Source organism: Novosphingobium sp. CCH12-A3, assembly GCF_001556015.1.
In the GTDB taxonomy this organism is placed as follows: Bacteria; Pseudomonadota; Alphaproteobacteria; order Sphingomonadales; family Sphingomonadaceae; genus Novosphingobium; species Novosphingobium subterraneum.
The window spans coordinates 1-17,886 of the sequence record NZ_LSIA01000034.1; the positions used below are offsets into that span (position 1 = coordinate 1).

Here is a 17,886-nt window from a genome sequence, read left to right on the forward strand (position 1 = left end):
TGCGCTACGAGGTGTCGCGCAAGTTCGCGCCCTATATCGGCTTCGTCTGGGAGCGCGCATTTGACGGCACGGCCGATTTCCGTCGCCTGCGCAGGGAAGGGCCTTCCGAACACCGGCTGGTGATCGGCTTGCGCGCCTGGTGGTGATCCGCGGATGGCCACTCGAGGGATCGACCGCGAACGCGCCGCGTGACAAGGCTGGATCGCAAGCCAACGGTCGCTGGCCGGCCTCCTTTTTCGTCTTGTTGCTCGCGGCGGCTGCGGCGTCGGCGGGACAGACGGCCATTCTCGCCTTCCTTCCGGCACTGGTCGACCCGGCTCGTGGCGCGCTATCGTCAAGCGCTCATGATTTTCACGTCGCGAGCCTGACCGCGGTCCATCCCCTGGCAGCCTTGCTGGCGGCGCCGCTCTGGGGCTGGATCGCGGACCGGGTCGACTATCGGGCGATGTTGCGCGCAGCGCTGGTCATCCTCGCGCTGGTGACCGCGCCGATCGGCCTCGTCGGGTTGCCTGAGCTTTATGCATTGCGTCTGGTGGCGGGGATGGCGTCGGCCGCCATCATACCGTTGGGCTTGCTCTGCGCGAGCTTTGCCGCAAGCGGGCGCGCGGACCAGGCGCGCCGCTTCACCTGGCTGACCGCCTTCGTGTTTCTGGGCGATCTCGCCGGTCCGCTGGTGGCGGAGGTCTCGGCCGCGATCCTGCCCCGCGCTCCCCTCATGATCCTCGCTCTCGGCATCGGTGCCGTCGGGGCGGCGCTTTGCGCCGTGCGTCTGCCGCGCTGGTGTGCACCTTGCATCGATGGCGGAGACCTGCCCGCGCCTACGCTCGGCGCGACGTTGATCCTGCTTTTTATCACGATCGTCGCGGGCGGCGGGCTGGCGGCGATGCATGTCAATCTCCTGGTGACGCGGAGCGCCATTTCGCTGAGCCGCGAAGAGATCGCCTGGATGCTCAGTCTCTGCGGATTGGGCATGCTGGCGGCACAGATCTTCCATGCAAAGCTGGATTGGCTGGTCACTGTGCCGAGGCGGCTTGCCGGATTGACGCTGGGCCTGCTGGCTGTGGCACTTTTCATGTTTCCTGTCGCCGCGAGTATGGCCGAGCTCAGTGGGATCATCGTTGCTGCCGGCTGGAGCTCGGCAACCCTTCGATTGGTCACCAGCTTCTGGATCAGCGGCGGCGGGGCCCCTTCAGGCGTGAAGCTCGGTTTCCAGCATTCCGCCGCCAGCATCGGGCAGGCGCTCGCGCCGCTGGCGATAGCCATCGTCGCTCCCGGGGCGCAGCCGCTCGTTCTGTGGGGGATTGGTGGTCTATCGCTAGCGCTGCTTGTGTCCCTGCCGCTAGCCTGGAGGCCGCCCGCCATCGTAAAATCATCTGCGTGATGAGGGGAGGGGCGCATTGATGCGTATAGAAAAGAAGGGGCCTCAGCCCCATGCTTATCGTTCTTCCGGGAGTCATTTCATGAAGACCCGCCTATTCGTCGCCTTGCTGTTCCTCGCCATGCCCGGCGTAGCGCTTGCGGCCAGTGATATCGTCGTCCACCGGGATCCGGGATGTGGATGTTGCGAGAAGTGGGCGCAGGCCGTGCGCGCGAAGCTGGGACGCAAGGTCGTCATGCGTGACGATGCGTCGCGCAGCGAGCTTCAGCGCAAGGCCGGCATGCCCCGGACGCTGGCATCTTGCCACAGCGCGATCGTCGATGGCTATATGATCGAGGGCCATGTCCCGATATCCGACGTCAAGCGCTTGCTGGCGACCCGTCCTGCGGGCGTCAAAGGCATTGCGGTTGCGGGGATGCCGATCGGTTCGGAGGGCATGGAAGTGGCAGGCGCTGCCCGCCAACCCTATACGGTGGTGGCCTTCGGCAGCGCCGGTCAGCGAATTTTCGCCCGCCATTGATATCGCGCGGTTTGCAGCATCCTGCAGAATTGCCCGGTGGTAGAGGACCCCGCTGTCGAGTGTAGAACCTTGTGTCAAGCGAGCTGATGGCGTCCCTACCCCTACCTACACTGAAAAAGCAACGATTTGTCTTGTAAGTTGTTCGCGGTCGTCTCCCTGATTTGCCTGAATTTGGCCCAAAATGTGGAACGATTGTGGGACCGTTTGCCCACCGAAAGTGTGAGAACGGCCCCAACATTCCCGATCAGGGCCCCGAACCGATGGCACTCACAGCATTGAAGGTGAAAAACGCGAAGCCCGGTCGCCATGTCGATAGCCGGGGCTTTGCCTGATTGCACTTTGCGTTCGCTTGCATTACATCGTCATGCAGAAAGGAAATCGACATGGCCGCAAACGCTCTTGTGCAGACCCGGATCGACGGAGCGGTGAAGGAGGAAGCCGCGACCGTGCTGGCTGCTATGGGGCTGACCGTCTCCGATGCCGTGCGCCTGATGCTGACCCGCGTTGCCCGCGACAAGGCCTTGCCGTTTGAACCGCTGGTGCCCAATGCCGAGACGATCGAGGCCATGAAGGAAGCGCGCGAGGGAAAGGGCAAGCGGTTCGCCACGGTGGTCGACCTGATGGCCGACCTCAATGCGGACGATTGAACGCTTCGGGCGGTTCAAGCGCGACTACAAGCGGGAGAAGAAGGGGCAGCACGCCAAGACGCTGGACGCTGACCTGATCCCGATCATCGAGGCGCTGGCATCCGACGAGCCGCTTGAACCGCGCCACCGCGACCATGCGCTGACCGGCGACTGGCGCGACCATCGCGATTGCCACATAAAGCCCGACCTCGTGCTGATTTACCGCAAGCCCGATGACGACACCTTGCAGCTTGTGCGCTTGGGATCGCACGCGGAATTGGGTTGGTGACGCCCGCGCATGGCGAGCTTATACGTTTGTCGGGTATGTCAGCCAGAGGCACGATTACGGGTTAGGTGTGATCAGCGAGCATCCGATGCCAACAAGCTTTTGCAGAAGACATCAATCGCAGAGATGCATTCGGCAGGCGCTGCTTGAAACAAAAATGAGGGCCATAAATCACTTTCACCCTCAAATTCTGACAAATTTGCCGTTAGTTCACGACTGGTGAGCGAGAAATGAGCCGATCGCGTTGGGCTTGAAGAGCCGACCGCTCGCTCCACCGTCGTGACCCCTACGTTGATGACCGGCGGATGCTGGCCCGGTAGACGATGCTGCCGAGAGCGACGACGACGCCCATGATGGCAAAAGATTCCATGCTCGAATGGCTCAAAAGCCAGATCGTGAGAAGGAAGGCGGAGTGCCGGCGCTGGGCCGAGCACCACACCCATCCCGAGCGCGGCGATATCACCGTGGCCTAGGCGCTGGAGATGGAGCGGCCTGTCCTGCAGCCGATCCTGGCGCCCTTCGATGGCTTCCATGAGAGCGAGCATGCCGTCACCGGCACCTGCCTCATCAGCTTCGACCGCAACCGCTACTCGGTCATGTCCAGGGCGGCGCGGCGCACGGTGCAGGTGCGCGCCTATGCGGGCCGGATGGTCATCCGCTGCGGCGAAGAGATCGTCGGGGAACATGAGCGTCACTTCGGGCGGAACCGCACCATTTACGATCCCTGGCATTATCTGCCGGTTCTGGCCCACAAGCCCGGTGCCCTGCGCAACGGCGCGCCGTTCCAGGACTGGGAGTTGCCGCCATCCCTCCATCGCCTGCGACGCAGGCTGGGGCACGGGGATGAGGCGGATCGCAGGTTCGTGCGGGTGCTCTCGGCCGTGCTCACCGATGGCTGGAGCAGGTCGAGGCGGCGGTGCGCGAAGCGCTGGCGAGCGGAACGGTCAGCGACGACCTGATCCTCAACATCCTCTCCCGTCGCCGCGAGCCGGCGACGCCCCATAGCATCGTCACTTCGGAAGACCGGATGCTGAGTCACCCGCCGATCGCCGACTGTGCCAGCTATGACCGACTGCGAGGCTATGATGCAGCGGCATGAGATGATCGACACAATGCGCGGCCTGGGCCTCAAGGGCATGGTGGCCGCGTTCGACGAGGCCGTCACCACCGGCCTCCAGCGCCAGCGCACCACCATGGAGATCCTGACCGATCTGCTCCGCGCGGAAGCCACCCATCGCGACGCCGCCTCGATCCGATATCGCATGACGGCCGCGCGGCTGCCGGTGGTGAAGGACCTGGAGCGGTTCAGCTTCGAAGGGACGCCGATCAACGAGGGACTGATCCGCTCCCTGCATGATGGCTCCTTCCTACCGGCGCGTCGCAACATCGTGCTCGTCGGCGGCACGGGCACCGGCAAGACCCACCTCGCCATCGCGATTACCGCCAACGTCGTGCGCAAAGGGGCTCGGGCACGATACTTCAACACCGTCGATCTGGTGACACGCCTCGAAGAGGAGGCCCGGATCGGCAAGGGCGGGACCCTGGCGGGACAGCTCTCACGGCTCGACCTGGTGGTGCTCGATGAGTTGGGATATCTGCCGTTCGCGCGCTCTGGTGGCCAGCTCCTGTTCCACCTGATCAGCAAGCTCTACGAACGCACCAGCGTCGTTATCACGACCAACCTCGCCTTCGGCGAATGGCCTACCGTGTTCGGGGATCCCAAAATGACCACGGCTCTGCTCGACCGCGTCACTCATCACTGCGATATCGTCGAGACCGGCAACGACAGCTGGCGCTTCAAAAACCGCAGTTAGCCGCCACTCTCACCCCAGCTTCAAAACGAACTTGCGCTGTGTACGCCTCCGGCCGGGCTACGCCCGACCTCCGCCGCACACAGCGCAGGGCATCAACCCTCCGCTCAATCTCGAAAAGGGGGTCCCCCTTCAACGCCTATACGGGGTCCCGTTTGCGCGCCGTTTGACAAAGTGAATGGCAGACTGCCGATCACCCCGGCATTGCTGCTGACCGCGAATTATACCTACACCGATCCCGTCCGGAAGGGTGGCGGCGAGCCCGCTTTCGACGGCAGTTCGCTTGACGGAACGCCGCTCGACAAGACGCCCAGGCACATGGCCAACGTTCGCCTGGACTGGCAAGCGACCGAGCAGATCGCGGCCTATGTGCTCGGCTACTACTCGGGCAAGCAGACTTTCAGCGGGTTCCGCAACGGCGCGCTCAACACCCGCACCCGTGAAGGGAGCACGACCTTCGATGTCGGCATCAATTTCACGATCAATGAGAATTTCGCGCTGAGGGCGGCGGTGCTCAACGTCACCGACAAGATCGTGCCGGTCGATGACCGCGGCCGGTTTGATGGTCTCGACGGCAACTGGATGCTCGATGAAGGGCGCCGCTTTTGGGGCACGGCAACGATCAGCTTCTGATCGATCAGGCCGGCCTTCTGCCTTCGCGTTCGAATATTCGCTGAATGCAGAGAGTCGGCCCCTTTTCATCCATGGATCCCGATTCAAGAAACGTTTCTAAAGTCAGAATTCAGTGATCAGTGGATTCGATCTCCGTAAGGAGCGGGGTGGGAGCACATAACCCTGACCGGCGAAGAATATCGCTGGCCAAAATTCTTAGCGTAGGATTTGGTCCCCTCCTGGAAACGCACCATGATCGCCATGTGCGGCATCGAGCGCGTCAGTCGCATTTGCGCCCGATGCCAACTGTCATGGATCCGTCCAAGCTGGTGACGGGGCGCGAAACGGCGCGGCAGTTTTTGCCCTTGCGGGGACGCCGGAGGGCTTTGCGCTCAGAGGCTGTCATGCACACCTGTTCATACAGCCATTATCGGCAAAAGCTTGCCCATCGACGCGCACGCGGCGCCGGTAACGGGATTGGTACCGAGACTTTTCCTCCGGCGATAGCGACTGGAATGAACAGTCCCGTGAGCCGGGCGGCATCTGAGCAATCGCGGGCGAGGATAGAGCAGCCATCGACCCGGCTGCCAGACCTGCGAACAGAAGTTTGGTGCGCATGGACAAAAGGTTCACCGAAACTCGCATCCAAGTGTGGCGTTTGTCGACAGAACGTGGCTAGCCCACGAGCAAGGGTTGGCTGGGACTGCGCGGCATCGGACTCCTCGATCGATCACTGTGCAATTTGCGCCTCGCTGTCGTCAGACCGGGGTCTGAGCCAAAGACTGGCGACAAACCAGGCGAGCGCTACCGCCCCGGCAGAAAAGACGATATCTCCAGGAACCCTCAGCCACACCAGCAGATCGACCACCGGTTGCTGCATGAACTCGGCCGAGCGAGCGTACCAGTAGCCCTTGTCAATCGCGGCGGTCAGCTGAAGCGTACCAAGTGGCAGCAAGGTCAGGAGCGCCATCAACGCAAGGCCGATGTTGAAGCACCAAAAGCTCGTCTTCAGCACGCCTTCGTTCCAGATCAGGTTCGGCAACATGCCACGCAGGCAGAACAGGACGAGCCCGACGCCCAACATGCCGTATACGCCGAACAATGCGGTGTGTCCGTGCAGCGGCGTCAGATTGAGACCCTGCATGTAATAGAGCGACAGCGGCGGATTGATGAGGAAGCCGAACAGGCCTGCTCCGACGAGATTCCAGAAGGATACCGCCAGGAAGAACATGACGGGCCATTTATAACGCTGCATCCAGGGTGTCGCGCTGCTCAGCTTCCAGTGTTCATAAGCTTCGAAGCCAATATAGGCGAGCGGCACGACCTCGAGCGCTGAGAAGCTCGCGCCAAGCGCCAGCACCGCGATCGAGGTTCCCGCGAAGTAGAGATGGTGCAACGTTCCCAGCACTCCGCCTGCCATGAAGATGATCGTGGCAAACAAGACGGCGACCGTGGCGGTGGGTGTCGGAATGAGGCCGAGGCGCGTGAAGAGGAAGGCGATGACCGCGGTGGCGAACACCTCGAAAAAGCCTTCGACCCACAGATGGACCACCCACCAACGCCAATATTCAATCATGGAGAGCGCTGTATGCTCATTCCAGAACAGCCCGGCACCGTAGAAGAGTCCGATGGCTACGGCGGATAGGAAAAACAGCATCGTGATGTGGCGGGATTCGGACTTCTCTTTGAGCGCAGGCCAGAGCGCCCGGCCGACGAGCACAAGCCAGAGCATCAGGCCGATGAAGAGAAACCACTGCCAGAAGCGCCCCATATCGACATATTCCCAGCCCTGGTGTCCGAACCAGAAGTTCCTCTCCAGTCCCAGTTTCTGCATCACCGCGAGCCATTGCCCGGCAAAGGAGCCCACGACGATAATCAGGAGGCAGGCCCAGAGGATGTTGGCACCCAGAGCCTGGAACCTCGGTTCATGGCCCGAGATCGCAGGAGCTATGTAGAGGCCCGTTCCCAGCCAGGCTGTCGCGATCCACAGCACGGCAAGCTGCGTGTGCCAGGTGCGGGTGATCGAATAAGGCAGGATCTCGGCCGCTTCATAGCCATAAACCAGCTGCCCCTCGACCTGATAGTGGGCCGTCATTGCACCCAGCATGATCTGCGCGAGAAACAGTGCGAGAACGACCCAGAAATATTTGGCTGTCGCCCGCATCGAAGGCGTCACCGCGATCTCGCGCAGCGGATCTTTCGCGGGGAGGTCGTGCTCCTTCTCCCTTCGTCCGTGCGTCACCGCATGGTGCCAACCCAACAGCGCGATGCCGGCAAGCAGGAAGGTGACGCTGAAGGCCGACCAGATGAATGTACTTGATGGTGGGCGATTCCCGACCAGCGGCTCGCTCGGCCAGTTGTTCGTATACGTTGTCGTCCGCCCTTGTCGTTCCGTTGTGGCCGCCCAGGCCGTCCACCAGAAGAAGGAGGTCATGGCGGCTCGGTGCCCTGCGTCGGGGACCGTATCGTTCTTCATGGCATAGTTTTCGCGCAGCTCGGCCGTGGCGGGGTCGTTGCCGAACAGATTGACGTAGTGCTTTGCCACCCGCTCGATTGCCACCGCGCGATCGTTGCTGATCGTGATGGTATCCGTGCTCGCTTCAAACGTGTTTCGGCGCATTTCCGTTTGCAGCCGCCGCTGGAGGAGCGCCTTGTGTTCCTCGTTTAAACTCTCAAAGGCGCCGCCCAGATCCCGCTGTGCCCAGAGATCGAGAAGTGCCAGTGATTCCCGGTGCAACCAGTCGGCTGACCAATCGGGCGCTACGTAGCCGCCGTGTCCCCAGATCGAGCCCAGTTGCATGCCGCCCATAGATTGCCAGACCTGGCGGCCACGCTGCATCTCGGCACGGGTGAAGACGGTTTCGCCGTTTGCGGTCACGACCTTGGCGGGAAGCGGCGGCGCCTGAATGCTGATGTCGCGGCCAACCAGAAGCAGGACGGCAAAAGAGACTGCCAGCAATGATAGAAGCCAAATCCAGAGCTGACGTGTTCGATCCATGGTTCTCCCCTATGGGCTACGAGGCGGTACAGCAAAGCGACTAGCGCGCTGCGCGCCGTGCCATCATGCCGCCCGTGATCAATTCTTCCTGGGGGCAGGCTGATCCGATTGAACGACCGGACCGCCTTCCGCTTCCCACCGGTCGACACAGTCGCAATCGTCATAGGCATCGACCGCCAAGGTCTCGGCGCCGGCTTTTGCCTGTGATCCTTCTACAGGCGGAAAGAGGATCGTCAGAAGCAGCACAGAGTTTTCCGCGCCCTTGACCGAGTGCGGCGCGCCTCCTTCGAGATAGACCCACTGGTTACGCCGCAGTTCGATCGAGCTTGCGCTGAGCTCGACTTTCACATGGCCCTCGAGGCAATGCAGCATGATGCTGCCCGGCACCTGATGCTGGCGCATTTCGGTGCCGCTCGGGATCACCAGCCGGATGGTTTCGAAATGGTCCGCCTTCACGATCGCTGTGGAATGTTCTTCATGTGTCGTCACGTTCTCGGGCAAGAGATCGACGACTTCTCCGGGCGCTGCGTGGTGAAGGGCCATATCGTTCAATTCCTTTCCGTGTTCGTGGTTTTATGATTGGAGCAAGACGGGCAAGCGGACTGCCGCGTGCGGTCCGGCTTGGAGCGTCCAGCGCGCAATACCTTTACCCATCGCGCGCCGATTTGGAGTCCTGCGGCGATCCATGACCGCGACGCGCGGCGACGACCGTCAAAGGGAGCGGGATCGACCGGTTCACCACATTCTGGACAGAACATGTCACGTTCCTCCTTTTCGGCTTCGATGCGCCAAGACGTCAATCATCCATCTGGCGCCGCAGGGGTTTCGAACCGATCGGCCGCGTTACGCTCGAAGAGCGACGCGAGATCTCGCCGCTTCGTCAGCAGGTCGGCAAGCGTATAGCGGTCAAGTACCGCCAGGAACGCGACGAGCGCCTCCTTCAGCACGCCCGTCAGCCCACATGCAGGCGCGACCACGCATCCGCCGCAGTCAACGAGATCGAAGCCGTCCTCGGTCTGGCGTATGAGTGCGCCGATGTTGATCTCTTCGGGCGGCCGCCCCAGGCGGATGCCGCCCGACCGTCCACGCACACTCTCCACATCACCACTGCGTGCGAGTTGGTTCACCACCTTCATCAAGTGATTCTGCGAGATTCCGTAGGCCTGCGCGACCTCACCGATCGAGCACAGGCGGTCAGGCCGCGCGCCCAGATAGAGCAGCACGCGCATCGAATAGTCGGTGAACAGGGTCAGTTTCATGGGGCGTTCCCACTCTCTTCCTCAGCTCGTCGCATTAAGATGTATTCATCTTGCATGTTTTCAGGGAAAAGTATAGATGCATTCGGGATACATGATTGGAGTCGGGCGAATGACCGAGCTGGAACTGAAGGATGAGGCGCTCAAGCAGCTTGTCGACGCCTTCTACGCGCGCGTTCGCGCAGATGCCGACCTGGGGCCGATTTTCAACGACGCGATCGATGACTGGCCGGAACATCTCGAAAAGCTGGCGGCGTTCTGGTCATCCGTCATGCTCGCCAGTGGCCGATACAAGGGCCAGCCCGTGCCAGCGCACCTGAAGCACAGGTCGAGGATAACGCCAGCGCTTTTCGACCGCTGGCTCGCGCTGTGGGACTGTACGACAAACGAGATGATGGCGCCCGACGCAGCTGCGGCTCTGCAGGCGAAAGCGAAGCGGATTGCCGAGAGCCTGCAGCTTGCCATGTTTTTTCGGCTCGATCGGCCAAGCGTCGCTGACGGCGAGGCCGGGTCCATTCATTGCGAACGGCGAGTACCCACCCATGCCTGACATTCTACCCTATCGTTCGACGCCGGTGTTCGATCAGGACACGCTCCCGGCCGCCCTGCGGGCACGCCATGATACCAAGGCGGGTGTCTGGGGTTTGATCCGCGTTCTGGAGGGTGAGCTTCGGCTGACCTATCTCGATCCACCGTCGGAGGTTGTCCTGACGCCCGAACGGCCCGGATTGATCTTGCCGCAGCAGCCGCACTTCGTGACGCCCATCGGCGCCATGAAAATGCGGGTCGATTTCTATGATCAGCCGCCCGGCGCCTGATCGCCGGGAAACTCGAATCCCTTCCAACAAGGAGAAGTTTATGTCGCAGCCCCTCAGCGATCAGACCATCGCGCTCGTCAAGGCGACGGTCCCCGCGCTCGAAGCGCATGGTCTGGATATCGTGCATGAAATGTATTCCAGGATGTTCCAGAACCCGGACATTCGCGATCTTTTCAACCAGTCGCATCATGGTGACGCCGGTTCGCAGCCGCGCGCGCTCACCGGCGCCATTCTCGCCTATGCCAGCAATATCGACAATCTCGGCGCGCTGGCTCCCGCGGTCGAGCGCATCGCGCAAAAGCATGTCGGTCTCCAGATACTGCCGGAGCACTATCCGCACGTCGCCGAAGCACTGCTCGGTGCGATCAAGGCGGTGCTGGGCGATGCGGCGACCGACGAAATCCTCGGGGCCTGGGGGGAAGCTTACTGGTTTCTCGCCAATATCCTGATCGCGCGGGAACAGCGCGTCTACACCGAACAGAAGGACGCGGCCGGCGGCTGGAACGGCTGGCGCGATTTCCGCGTCGAAGACGTTGTGCGCGAAAGCAGCGTCATCAATTCCTTTGTCCTTCGCCCCGTCGACGGCGGCCCCGTCATGCGCCACAAGCCGGGCCAGTATCTTACCTTCTGGCTCGAAATTCCCGGACATCCGCCGGTCAAGCGCAACTACTCGATTTCGGCCGCCGCCAATGGCGAAACCTATCGCATTTCGGTCAAGCGCGAGCCGCAAGGGCTCGCGTCGGGCTGGTTGCACGACGAGGCGAAACCCGGGACGATCCTGAAGGTGGCCGCGCCTGCTGGCGAATTCTTCCTCGCCGATCATGTCGAACGGCCGGTCGTACTGCTGTCGGGCGGCGTGGGCCTGACGCCGATGGTGGCGATGCTCGAAGCCCTCGTTCAGAACGGCGCCGAAGTGCCGGTTCATTACATCCACGGCACGCATGACCGCGACACCCATGCGATGCGCGACCATGTCCGCGCTGTGGCGAGCCATGGCCAATCGATCGCGATCACCGATTTTCACCAGACCCCGCTCGAGGATGAAACAGAGGGCAGCGACTACGATGTGGCCGGCATAATTACCGATGAATGGTTGGTCGCCAGCACACCGGTCGCACAAGCGGACTATTACATCTGCGGGCCGCGTCCGTTCCTGCGTCATGCGGTCTCGACCCTGTCGCTGGCGGGTGTGCCGTCGGACAGGATCCACTATGAGTTCTTCGGCCCGGCCGACGAACTGCTCGCGGCCTGAGGGAGCGGAGGCATGGACGACATCATCCTGGCCCGGGCCGTTCATGTCCTGGCGGTCCTTGTCTGGATCGGCGGCGTGGCGTTCGTGACGCTTGTGGTGATGCCGTCCGTGCGCGCCGCCAATCCGCCGGCGGAGCGGCTGGCGGCCTTTCATCGACTGGAGGGGCGCTTTGCGGCGCAGGCGCGCATCTGGGTGCTATTGGCAGGACTGAGCGGCTTCTGGATGATCTATCGCGCGCAGATGTGGGACCGCTTTTTCGATCTTCGCTTCTGGTGGATGCATGCGATGGTAGGGCTGTGGGCCGTGTTCGCCGCGATGCTTTTCGTGATCGAGCCGCTGTTTCTCCACCGCCGAATGATGACATCGGTCAAGCCCGCCGCAGATTTTGCCCGAATGGAGACACTTCACCGAATATTGCTGGGTATCGCGGCTGTCACGGTTCTCGGCGCAGTGGCGGGAAGCCACGGGTTCTAGACTGCGCTTTTCGTGTGGTTCCAAAATTCAGTGGCTGTCTCCCAAGAGGGGATCAGATATCCGCCGGGGCCGCCCGCGCCAATCCAGCCCAATCTTCCGCCCGCCATCGGACGTTCGTGGTTCGGAACCATCCTATGCGAAGTCGATTCCCACAGGACTGCCGCTCGAAGCCCTCCCATTATTGCCGATGCCATGGGTTCCGCCTGACCTGCTCTCTTCCGCTCCAATCGCACAGCAAAGTGAAACGCCATGTTCAACAAGCCATTCACAGCCGTACTGGCGATGACCATGCTCGCGCTCGGCGGCTGCGCGACAGGCGCGCGATACGTCGATCCCCAAGCCCCCATTGCGGAGCTGAGAGACAAGGTCGTAACCGGCAACGCATCCTATCGACAGCGCATCGCTCTGCCCGCCCGCGCGAAATTCAACGTGAGACTGCTGGACGTTTCGCGCGCCGATGCGAGATCGGTGATCATTGCCAAGGAAACGCGCGAGACAGCAGGGCAGCAGGTTCCTTTGCCATTTTCGATTAGGGTGAAGGAACAGGACTTGAAGACCAACATGCGTTACGCAGTCCGTGCGACGATTACCGATCCCGAGGGCAACCCGATATGGACCACGGATACGGTTCATTCGGTCGATCCCACGCGGTTCGAGCAGGATCTGGGGACGCTCAATATGGTTCGCGTTGGTGACCGCCCGGCGGCTTCAGGCTTGATCGGCCCGCAATTCAAGGTGGAGGACATCAATCAGACCGGTCTGATCGACAAATCCAATGTGACGGTGCAGTTTTCGCAAGACGGCCGAGTGAGCGGATCGGCCGGCTGCAACAGGTTCACCGGCGACTATTCGATCGAGGAACAGTCGCTTCGGATCGGACCGCTCGCCGTGACGCGCCGGGCTTGCGTGCCGGCGCTCGGGAACCAGGAAACCAGGTTCCTGGCCATTCTGCAGGATGTGACCTCATGGTCCGTCAACAGCAATGGGTCAGTGCTCTTCCGTGCCGACGACGGACGATACCTGGCGGCGATACGCTGATTCGACCGCAGTATGCTGAAGAGCGGCTGCCGCTCAGTCCTGACCGATCGGAGACGGAGGTCGAGCCAGTCTTGGACACAGGCTTAACGGTCCAAGAGCTTGATCGGCAAAAGTCCATTGCGCCGTCGCCAAACACAGGTTCAAATTCGGCCGCGATGCGTGGCGAGCGACGCTGACCACTGATTTTTTGGTGTTTACCGCGGGAGACGGCAGGGCAATAGTTGGGAACTTCCGTCCGACCCGCGTGTTGCTGGTTCGGCGCGAGCTGTGTTCCCATCGGGAGCGAACCTGCTGCTGCGCTGTCAGCCCGTGGCGATGACCGATGAGGGGGGAAATAGATCGGCCATGATACTGACCTTGACCGAGACCGAACGCCAGATCGCGCTCGCCATTTCCGTTGCCGTCGGTCTGTGCGGCCTCGTTCTCGCAGCGGCAGGCAATCAGGACACAATGGAAATCCACGGCTGGCTGATCCTGGCCATTGCCGCCATTTGCGCCATCATCGTAATCCGCGGCATCTGGGGACCGGAACCGCCAAAATCCCGTTTGCAAAGCTACTATGACGAGCCCATCAAGGCCGGCATCATCGCCAGCATGGCTTGGGCGGTGGTGGCGATGTTCGTGGGGGTCTGGGTCGCCGCGCTGCTGGCATTCCCTGACCTGACGTTTGACAGTGCCTGGGCGAGCTTCGGCCGCTTGCGACCGGTGCACACCAGCGGCGTGATCTTCGGCTTTGGCGGCAACGCGCTCATCGCCACCTCGCTGCATGTCGTGCAGCGGACCTCGCGGGCGCGTCTTCCCGATCAGCTTTCGGCCTGGTTCGTGCTGGTGGGCTACAACCTGTTCTGCATCCTCGCGGCCAGCGGTTATCTGCTCGGGGTTACCCAATCGAAGGAATATGCCGAGGCCGAATGGTATGCCGACATCTGGCTGGTGATCGTCTGGGTGACCTACTTCATCCTCTACATCCGGACGCTCGCACGCCGCAAGGAACCACACATTTATGTGGCCAACTGGTACTTCATGGCCTTCATTCTCGTCGTCGCGATACTCCATATCATCAACAATCTCGCGATTCCGGTCTCGCTGGGCCATGCGAAGAGCTACACCATCTGGTCGGGCGTCCAGGATGCTATGGTGCAGTGGTGGTATGGTCATAACGCCGTCGCCTTCTTCCTGACGGCGGGCTTCCTGGGCATGCTCTATTACTACCTGCCCATCCGGGCCCAGCGGCCGATCTTCTCCTACCGTCTCTCGATCCTGAGCTTTTGGGGCATTACCTTCTTCTACATGTGGGCGGGTTCCCACCACCTTCATTATACCGCCCTACCGCACTGGGTTCAGACGCTGGGCATGACCTTCTCGGTGATGCTCCTCGTGCCGTCATGGGCTTCGGCTGGCAACGCCTTGCTAACATTGAACGGCGCCTGGCACCGCGTGCGCGATGATGCGACGCTCCGCTTCATGATGGTCGCGGCGGTGTTTTATGGCATCTCGACCTTTGAAGGTTCGTTCCTCGCCATCCGGCCCGTCAATTCGCTTTCGCATTACACCGACTGGACGGTTGGCCATGTTCACGCCGGCGCGCTCGGCTGGGTGGCGCTCATCACCTTCGGCTCGCTCTACACGCTGGTGCCGTCCTTGTGGAAGCGCGAGGCGATGTATTCGCCCGCCTTGGTCGAGTGGCACTTCTGGCTCTCGCTTGCCGGCACTCTTGTCTACATTTTTGCCATGTGGAACTCGGGCATCATCCAGGGCCTGATGTGGCGGACCTATACGGAGGAAGGCACGCTAGCCTACTCCTTCCTGGATTCGCTCAGAGCCATGTATCCCTATTACATCGCGCGTACGCTCGGCGGCCTTCTGTTCCTGATCGGTGCTGTGATCGGCGCCTACAATATGTGGAGGACCATTCGCGCCGCCTCGGCCCAGGCGCCGTTCGAAGGCGACGTCCCGCTACAGGCCGCGACGGCGGCGGGGAGGGCCTGAGCCGTGGCGGAACTGTTTCATCGCAAGCTCGAACGTTCGGCGATCGGCTTCGTGCTCGCCATCATCGCGGCTGCCAGTGTCGGCGGCCTCGTCGAGATCGCTCCGCTTTTCACGATCGACGAGACGGTCGAGGAGGCGCCAGACATGCGGCTCTACACGCCGCTCGAACTGGCGGGGCGAAACATCTATGTGCGCGAAGGATGCTATGCCTGTCACAGCCAGATGATCCGGACGCTGCAGGACGAAGTTGAGCGCTATGGTCCCTATTCGCTCGCGGTCGAATCCAAATATGACCATCCGATGCTCTGGGGTTCGAAGCGCACCGGACCCGACCTCGCCCGCGTTGGCGGCAAATATTCCGATTTCTGGCACGTCGCCCATCTGACCAATCCGCGCGATGTGGTGCCCGATTCCAATATGCCGGCCTATCCCTGGCTGGCGCGGACGCCCTTGCGCCTCGCTGATCTGCCCTTGCACCTCAAGGCGCTGCGGGCCGCGGGGGTGCCCTACACCGATGCCATGATCGAGAATGCGAGCGTCGATGCCTTCGACCAGGCGACACCGGAAAGCTCGACCTCGTCCGGTATCACCGAGCGGTATGGCGAAGAAACGCAGGTTCGCGTGTTCGACGATGTGGCGACCGAGGTCACCGAGATGGACGCGCTCGTCGCCTATCTTCAGGTTCTCGGCCGGCTGACCGACGTGCCGTACAAGAATACGGCCGCGCCGCAGAAGCCGCCAGAGCCGGTGAAATGACATGAGGAGGCAGGCATGGACATAAGCCACGAGGCTCTTGTTGCATTCTCGAAAAGCTGGGGGCTGTTCTACCTCATCGGTCTGATGATCGGTGTCCTCATTTATACGTTCCGGCCGTCCAATCGTGGCAAGTTCAACCGAGCCAAACAAAGCGTTCTCGATCAGGACGACAAGCCATGGACGTAGAGCGCGATCCCGTCAGCGGTCATGAAACGACCGGCCATGTCTGGAATGGCATCAAGGAGCTCGATACGCCGGTCCCCAAGGGTGTGCTGATTTTTCTGATCGTCACCCATCTCTTCGCTTTCGCCTGGTGGATTCTCATGCCGACTTGGCCCTTGGGCGACACCTACACCAAGGGAATTCTCAACATCGACCAGCGCACCTCGGTCGAAAAGCACCTGGTCGATTCGCAGGCGGGACGGGCCGACTGGATAAAGCGGATCGAAAGCGAGAACCTCGAGCAGATCGCGGTCGACCCCCGGCTCATGACCATCGTGCGTAGCACCGGCCACCGGTTGTTCGGCGACAACTGCGCCGCCTGCCACGGCATTAATGCCAAGGGGGGTTATGGTTATCCCGATCTGACCGATGACGACTGGATCTGGGGCGGCGACCTTGAGACGATCGCGCAGACCATGCGCGTTGGGGTCAATGTGGAGCATCCGCAGGGGCGCGTCTCGCAGATGCCCTCGTTCGGACGCGACGGGATACTCGATGCCGATCAGGTCAGTCTGGCGGCCAACTATGTCTACGCCTTGTCGCATCCCAAGTTCGTGACGAATGCCAATCGGACGTCGATTGTATCGGGGCGCGAGGTCTTCATGGCCAATTGCGCGATTTGCCATGGCGAGGATGCGCGCGGGAAGCGCGATGTCGGCGCTCCCAATCTGACGGACGCGCGTTGGATCTATGGAGGAGACATCGATCAGATCGTGGAGACCGTCCATGGCGGACGCCAGGGGCATATGCCGACATGGGACGAGCGGCTTACGGACTCGGATATCAAGATATTGGCGCTCTATGTTCATTCGCTGAGCGCGCCTCAGCGATGACGGCCATGCGATCCCGATCCCGGTGGCTGGTCTGGACGCTGGTGGCAGCAGGCCTTTTGCTGTTCGTTCTTGCGAACGCGCATTTTTTCTACGTCGCCTTTCGCTCGCAGCCCGAATGCGTGGGACATTTGAAGGAACGCGCGAACGGGAGCGGGCAGTATCGCGCGGCGAAATCGGCATGCTGAAAGGTAGCGGGACATGAGCGATAAAAGCCCCTCTTATGGCTTGCTGAGCCAGACCTCGGGCATCGAGGAGACGAAGAGCGCGCGGTTTCAGCGCCATCTTCCCGCTTCCATCGGCTTCCAATGGCTCAAGGCCGGATGGCAGGATCTTTTCCATCGGCCGATGCCGAGCCTGGCCTACGGTCTGGGCATTTTCCTTCTGTCTCTCGCTGCTGTCGCGATGCTCGCGCTGTATGGCCGCGACTATATTCTTTTTCCCGCGCTCGCCGGCTTCATGATCATTGCCCCGCTGCTGGCCATCGGACTCTATGAGAAAAGCCGCAACCGAGAAGCGGGACGCGATACGTCGCTGCGCGAAATGCTCCTGGTGAAACCGGCGGCGGGCCCGCAGGTGCTTTTCACCGGGGTCCTGCTCAGCCTGCTGATGCTACTGTGGATGCGATCCGCGGTGCTCATCTATGCGTTGTTCTTCGGCGTGCGCCCCTTTCCCGGCCTGCCTCACATAACCGCCTTCCTGCTGACCGAGCCGGTGGGATGGATTATTCTCGGCGTCGGCACGGCGGTGGGCGGCCTGTTCGCCTCATTCGCTTTTGCGATCAGTGTTTTTGCCATTCCGATGCTCCTCGATCGCAAGGTCGATGCGCTCACGGCGATGGGAACAAGCACGGCGCTCGTCTGGAACAACCTTGCGCCGATGATCGTCTGGGGCGCCATCGTCCTTGCGCTTTTCATACTCTGCGCGGCTACGGGCTTGATCGGCCTCATCGTCATCTTCCCGTGGCTTGGACATGCCACATGGCATGCCTATCGCGCGGTCTCAGACACGCAGGCCTAG

At 61.6% G+C, this 17,886-nt stretch carries 20 protein-coding genes and 1 pseudogene; 18 read left to right on the top strand and 3 right to left on the bottom strand.

Translation table 11 applies throughout. From position 1 onward, the window contains the following. From AX703_RS02925 to AX703_RS02960, 8 genes and pseudogenes are all read left to right on the top strand, one after another. A partial coding sequence (locus AX703_RS02925; protein ID WP_197423595.1) for a copper resistance protein B occupies window positions 1-146 on the top strand: 146 nt, incomplete at its 5' end. After that, the gene (locus AX703_RS02930; protein WP_007683345.1) at window positions 140-1,381 is read left to right on the top strand and encodes an MFS transporter; all 1,242 of its coding nucleotides are present in this window, start codon (window positions 140-142) and stop codon (window positions 1,379-1,381) included. The genes AX703_RS02925 and AX703_RS02930, both read left to right, overlap by 7 nt. A gap of 79 nt (window positions 1,382-1,460) precedes the next feature. Further along, complete coding sequence (locus AX703_RS02935) at window positions 1,461-1,898, top strand: DUF411 domain-containing protein (RefSeq protein WP_007683347.1); 438 nt, start codon at window positions 1,461-1,463, stop codon at window positions 1,896-1,898. Window positions 1,899-2,281: 383 nt separating this feature from the next. After that, window positions 2,282-2,545, top strand: a complete 264-nt coding sequence (locus AX703_RS02940; RefSeq protein ID WP_004212689.1) for a type II toxin-antitoxin system RelB/DinJ family antitoxin — start codon at window positions 2,282-2,284, stop codon at window positions 2,543-2,545. After that, entirely contained in the window at window positions 2,532-2,813 is a 282-nt protein-coding gene (locus tag AX703_RS02945; protein ID WP_004212690.1) for a type II toxin-antitoxin system YafQ family toxin, read from the top strand. The genes AX703_RS02940 and AX703_RS02945 overlap by 14 nt, the downstream gene beginning before the upstream one ends. Before the next feature lie 401 nt (window positions 2,814-3,214). Then, window positions 3,215-3,909, top strand: a pseudogene (locus AX703_RS02950) (IS21 family transposase); the annotation flags it as partial. Then, window positions 3,896-4,624 carry an IS21-like element helper ATPase IstB gene (gene istB / locus AX703_RS02955; protein WP_025549137.1) on the top strand — a complete coding sequence of 243 codons (729 nt, stop codon included), beginning with the start codon at window positions 3,896-3,898 and terminating at the stop codon, window positions 4,622-4,624. The pseudogene AX703_RS02950 and the gene istB, both read left to right, overlap by 14 nt. A gap of 171 nt (window positions 4,625-4,795) precedes the next feature. Then, window positions 4,796-5,254: a TonB-dependent receptor domain-containing protein gene (locus AX703_RS02960; protein WP_062342549.1), complete on the top strand. Its 459-nt coding sequence runs from the start codon at window positions 4,796-4,798 to the stop codon at window positions 5,252-5,254. A gap of 709 nt (window positions 5,255-5,963) precedes the next feature. Here the strand turns inward: AX703_RS02960 and AX703_RS02965 are convergent. The 3 genes from AX703_RS02965 to AX703_RS02975 form a co-directional block, all read right to left on the bottom strand. Beyond that, window positions 5,964-8,231, bottom strand: a complete 2,268-nt coding sequence (locus tag AX703_RS02965) for a nitric-oxide reductase large subunit (RefSeq protein ID WP_025549136.1) — start codon at window positions 8,229-8,231, stop codon at window positions 5,964-5,966. A 78-nt stretch (window positions 8,232-8,309) separates the two neighbouring features. Then, window positions 8,310-8,774: a cupin domain-containing protein gene (locus tag AX703_RS02970; RefSeq protein ID WP_004212697.1), complete on the bottom strand. Its 465-nt coding sequence runs from the start codon at window positions 8,772-8,774 to the stop codon at window positions 8,310-8,312. Between the two features lie 257 nt (window positions 8,775-9,031). Beyond that, on the bottom strand, window positions 9,032-9,490 hold the full coding sequence (locus AX703_RS02975; RefSeq protein WP_062342550.1) for an Rrf2 family transcriptional regulator: 459 nt from the start codon (window positions 9,488-9,490) through the stop codon (window positions 9,032-9,034). A gap of 109 nt (window positions 9,491-9,599) precedes the next feature. Between AX703_RS02975 and AX703_RS02980 the strand changes: the two genes are divergently transcribed. The 10 genes from AX703_RS02980 (at window position 9,600) to AX703_RS03030 (ending at window position 17,886) form a co-directional block, all read left to right on the top strand. Beyond that, window positions 9,600-10,037, top strand: a complete 438-nt coding sequence (locus AX703_RS02980) for a group III truncated hemoglobin (protein ID WP_004212701.1) — start codon at window positions 9,600-9,602, stop codon at window positions 10,035-10,037. Further along, window positions 10,030-10,305, top strand: a complete 276-nt coding sequence (locus AX703_RS02985) for a DUF1971 domain-containing protein (RefSeq protein WP_004212703.1) — start codon at window positions 10,030-10,032, stop codon at window positions 10,303-10,305. The genes AX703_RS02980 and AX703_RS02985 overlap by 8 nt, the downstream gene beginning before the upstream one ends. A 40-nt stretch (window positions 10,306-10,345) precedes the next feature. Then, on the top strand, window positions 10,346-11,557 hold the full coding sequence (hmpA, locus tag AX703_RS02990) for an NO-inducible flavohemoprotein (protein WP_004212704.1): 1,212 nt from the start codon (window positions 10,346-10,348) through the stop codon (window positions 11,555-11,557). Window positions 11,558-11,569: 12 nt separating this feature from the next. After that, window positions 11,570-12,031, top strand: a complete 462-nt coding sequence (locus tag AX703_RS02995) for a hypothetical protein (protein WP_004212706.1) — start codon at window positions 11,570-11,572, stop codon at window positions 12,029-12,031. Window positions 12,032-12,280: 249 nt separating this feature from the next. Beyond that, complete coding sequence (locus tag AX703_RS28165) at window positions 12,281-13,069, top strand: YbaY family lipoprotein (RefSeq protein ID WP_004212707.1); 789 nt, start codon at window positions 12,281-12,283, stop codon at window positions 13,067-13,069. A gap of 345 nt (window positions 13,070-13,414) precedes the next feature. Further along, window positions 13,415-15,058: a cytochrome-c oxidase, cbb3-type subunit I gene (ccoN, locus tag AX703_RS03005; protein WP_004212708.1), complete on the top strand. Its 1,644-nt coding sequence runs from the start codon at window positions 13,415-13,417 to the stop codon at window positions 15,056-15,058. Window positions 15,059-15,061: 3 nt separating this feature from the next. After that, the gene (gene ccoO, locus AX703_RS03010; RefSeq protein ID WP_004212709.1) at window positions 15,062-15,814 is read left to right on the top strand and encodes a cytochrome-c oxidase, cbb3-type subunit II; all 753 of its coding nucleotides are present in this window, start codon (window positions 15,062-15,064) and stop codon (window positions 15,812-15,814) included. Window positions 15,815-15,829: 15 nt separating this feature from the next. Continuing rightward, window positions 15,830-16,000, top strand: coding sequence for a cbb3-type cytochrome c oxidase subunit 3 (locus AX703_RS03015; protein ID WP_004212711.1), 171 nt, complete (start codon window positions 15,830-15,832; stop codon window positions 15,998-16,000). Beyond that, window positions 15,991-16,869: a cytochrome-c oxidase, cbb3-type subunit III gene (gene ccoP, locus AX703_RS03020; RefSeq protein WP_062342555.1), complete on the top strand. Its 879-nt coding sequence runs from the start codon at window positions 15,991-15,993 to the stop codon at window positions 16,867-16,869. Before AX703_RS03015 ends, ccoP begins: the two co-directional genes overlap by 10 nt. Window positions 16,870-17,067: 198 nt before the next feature. Continuing rightward, window positions 17,068-17,886 (top strand): DUF2189 domain-containing protein, encoded by an 819-nt coding sequence (locus tag AX703_RS03030; RefSeq protein WP_004212715.1) that lies wholly within the window; start codon window positions 17,068-17,070, stop codon window positions 17,884-17,886.

Coding starts and splice junctions, on each gene's coding strand:
- AX703_RS02935 (WP_007683347.1), top strand. CDS start 1,461: ATGAAGACCCGCCTATTCGTCGCCTTGCTGTTCCTCGCCATGCCCGGC.
- AX703_RS02940 (WP_004212689.1), top strand. CDS start 2,282: ATGGCCGCAAACGCTCTTGTGCAGACCCGGATCGACGGAGCGGTGAAG.
- AX703_RS02945 (WP_004212690.1), top strand. CDS start 2,532: ATGCGGACGATTGAACGCTTCGGGCGGTTCAAGCGCGACTACAAGCGG.
- istB (WP_025549137.1), top strand. CDS start 3,896: ATGCAGCGGCATGAGATGATCGACACAATGCGCGGCCTGGGCCTCAAG.
- AX703_RS02965 (WP_025549136.1), bottom strand. CDS start 8,231: ATGGATCGAACACGTCAGCTCTGGATTTGGCTTCTATCATTGCTGGCA.
- AX703_RS02970 (WP_004212697.1), bottom strand. CDS start 8,774: ATGGCCCTTCACCACGCAGCGCCCGGAGAAGTCGTCGATCTCTTGCCC.
- AX703_RS02975 (WP_062342550.1), bottom strand. CDS start 9,490: ATGAAACTGACCCTGTTCACCGACTATTCGATGCGCGTGCTGCTCTAT.
- AX703_RS02980 (WP_004212701.1), top strand. CDS start 9,600: ATGACCGAGCTGGAACTGAAGGATGAGGCGCTCAAGCAGCTTGTCGAC.
- AX703_RS02985 (WP_004212703.1), top strand. CDS start 10,030: ATGCCTGACATTCTACCCTATCGTTCGACGCCGGTGTTCGATCAGGAC.
- hmpA (WP_004212704.1), top strand. CDS start 10,346: ATGTCGCAGCCCCTCAGCGATCAGACCATCGCGCTCGTCAAGGCGACG.
- AX703_RS02995 (WP_004212706.1), top strand. CDS start 11,570: ATGGACGACATCATCCTGGCCCGGGCCGTTCATGTCCTGGCGGTCCTT.
- AX703_RS28165 (WP_004212707.1), top strand. CDS start 12,281: ATGTTCAACAAGCCATTCACAGCCGTACTGGCGATGACCATGCTCGCG.
- ccoN (WP_004212708.1), top strand. CDS start 13,415: ATGATACTGACCTTGACCGAGACCGAACGCCAGATCGCGCTCGCCATT.
- AX703_RS03015 (WP_004212711.1), top strand. CDS start 15,830: ATGGACATAAGCCACGAGGCTCTTGTTGCATTCTCGAAAAGCTGGGGG.
- ccoP (WP_062342555.1), top strand. CDS start 15,991: ATGGACGTAGAGCGCGATCCCGTCAGCGGTCATGAAACGACCGGCCAT.
- AX703_RS03030 (WP_004212715.1), top strand. CDS start 17,068: ATGAGCGATAAAAGCCCCTCTTATGGCTTGCTGAGCCAGACCTCGGGC.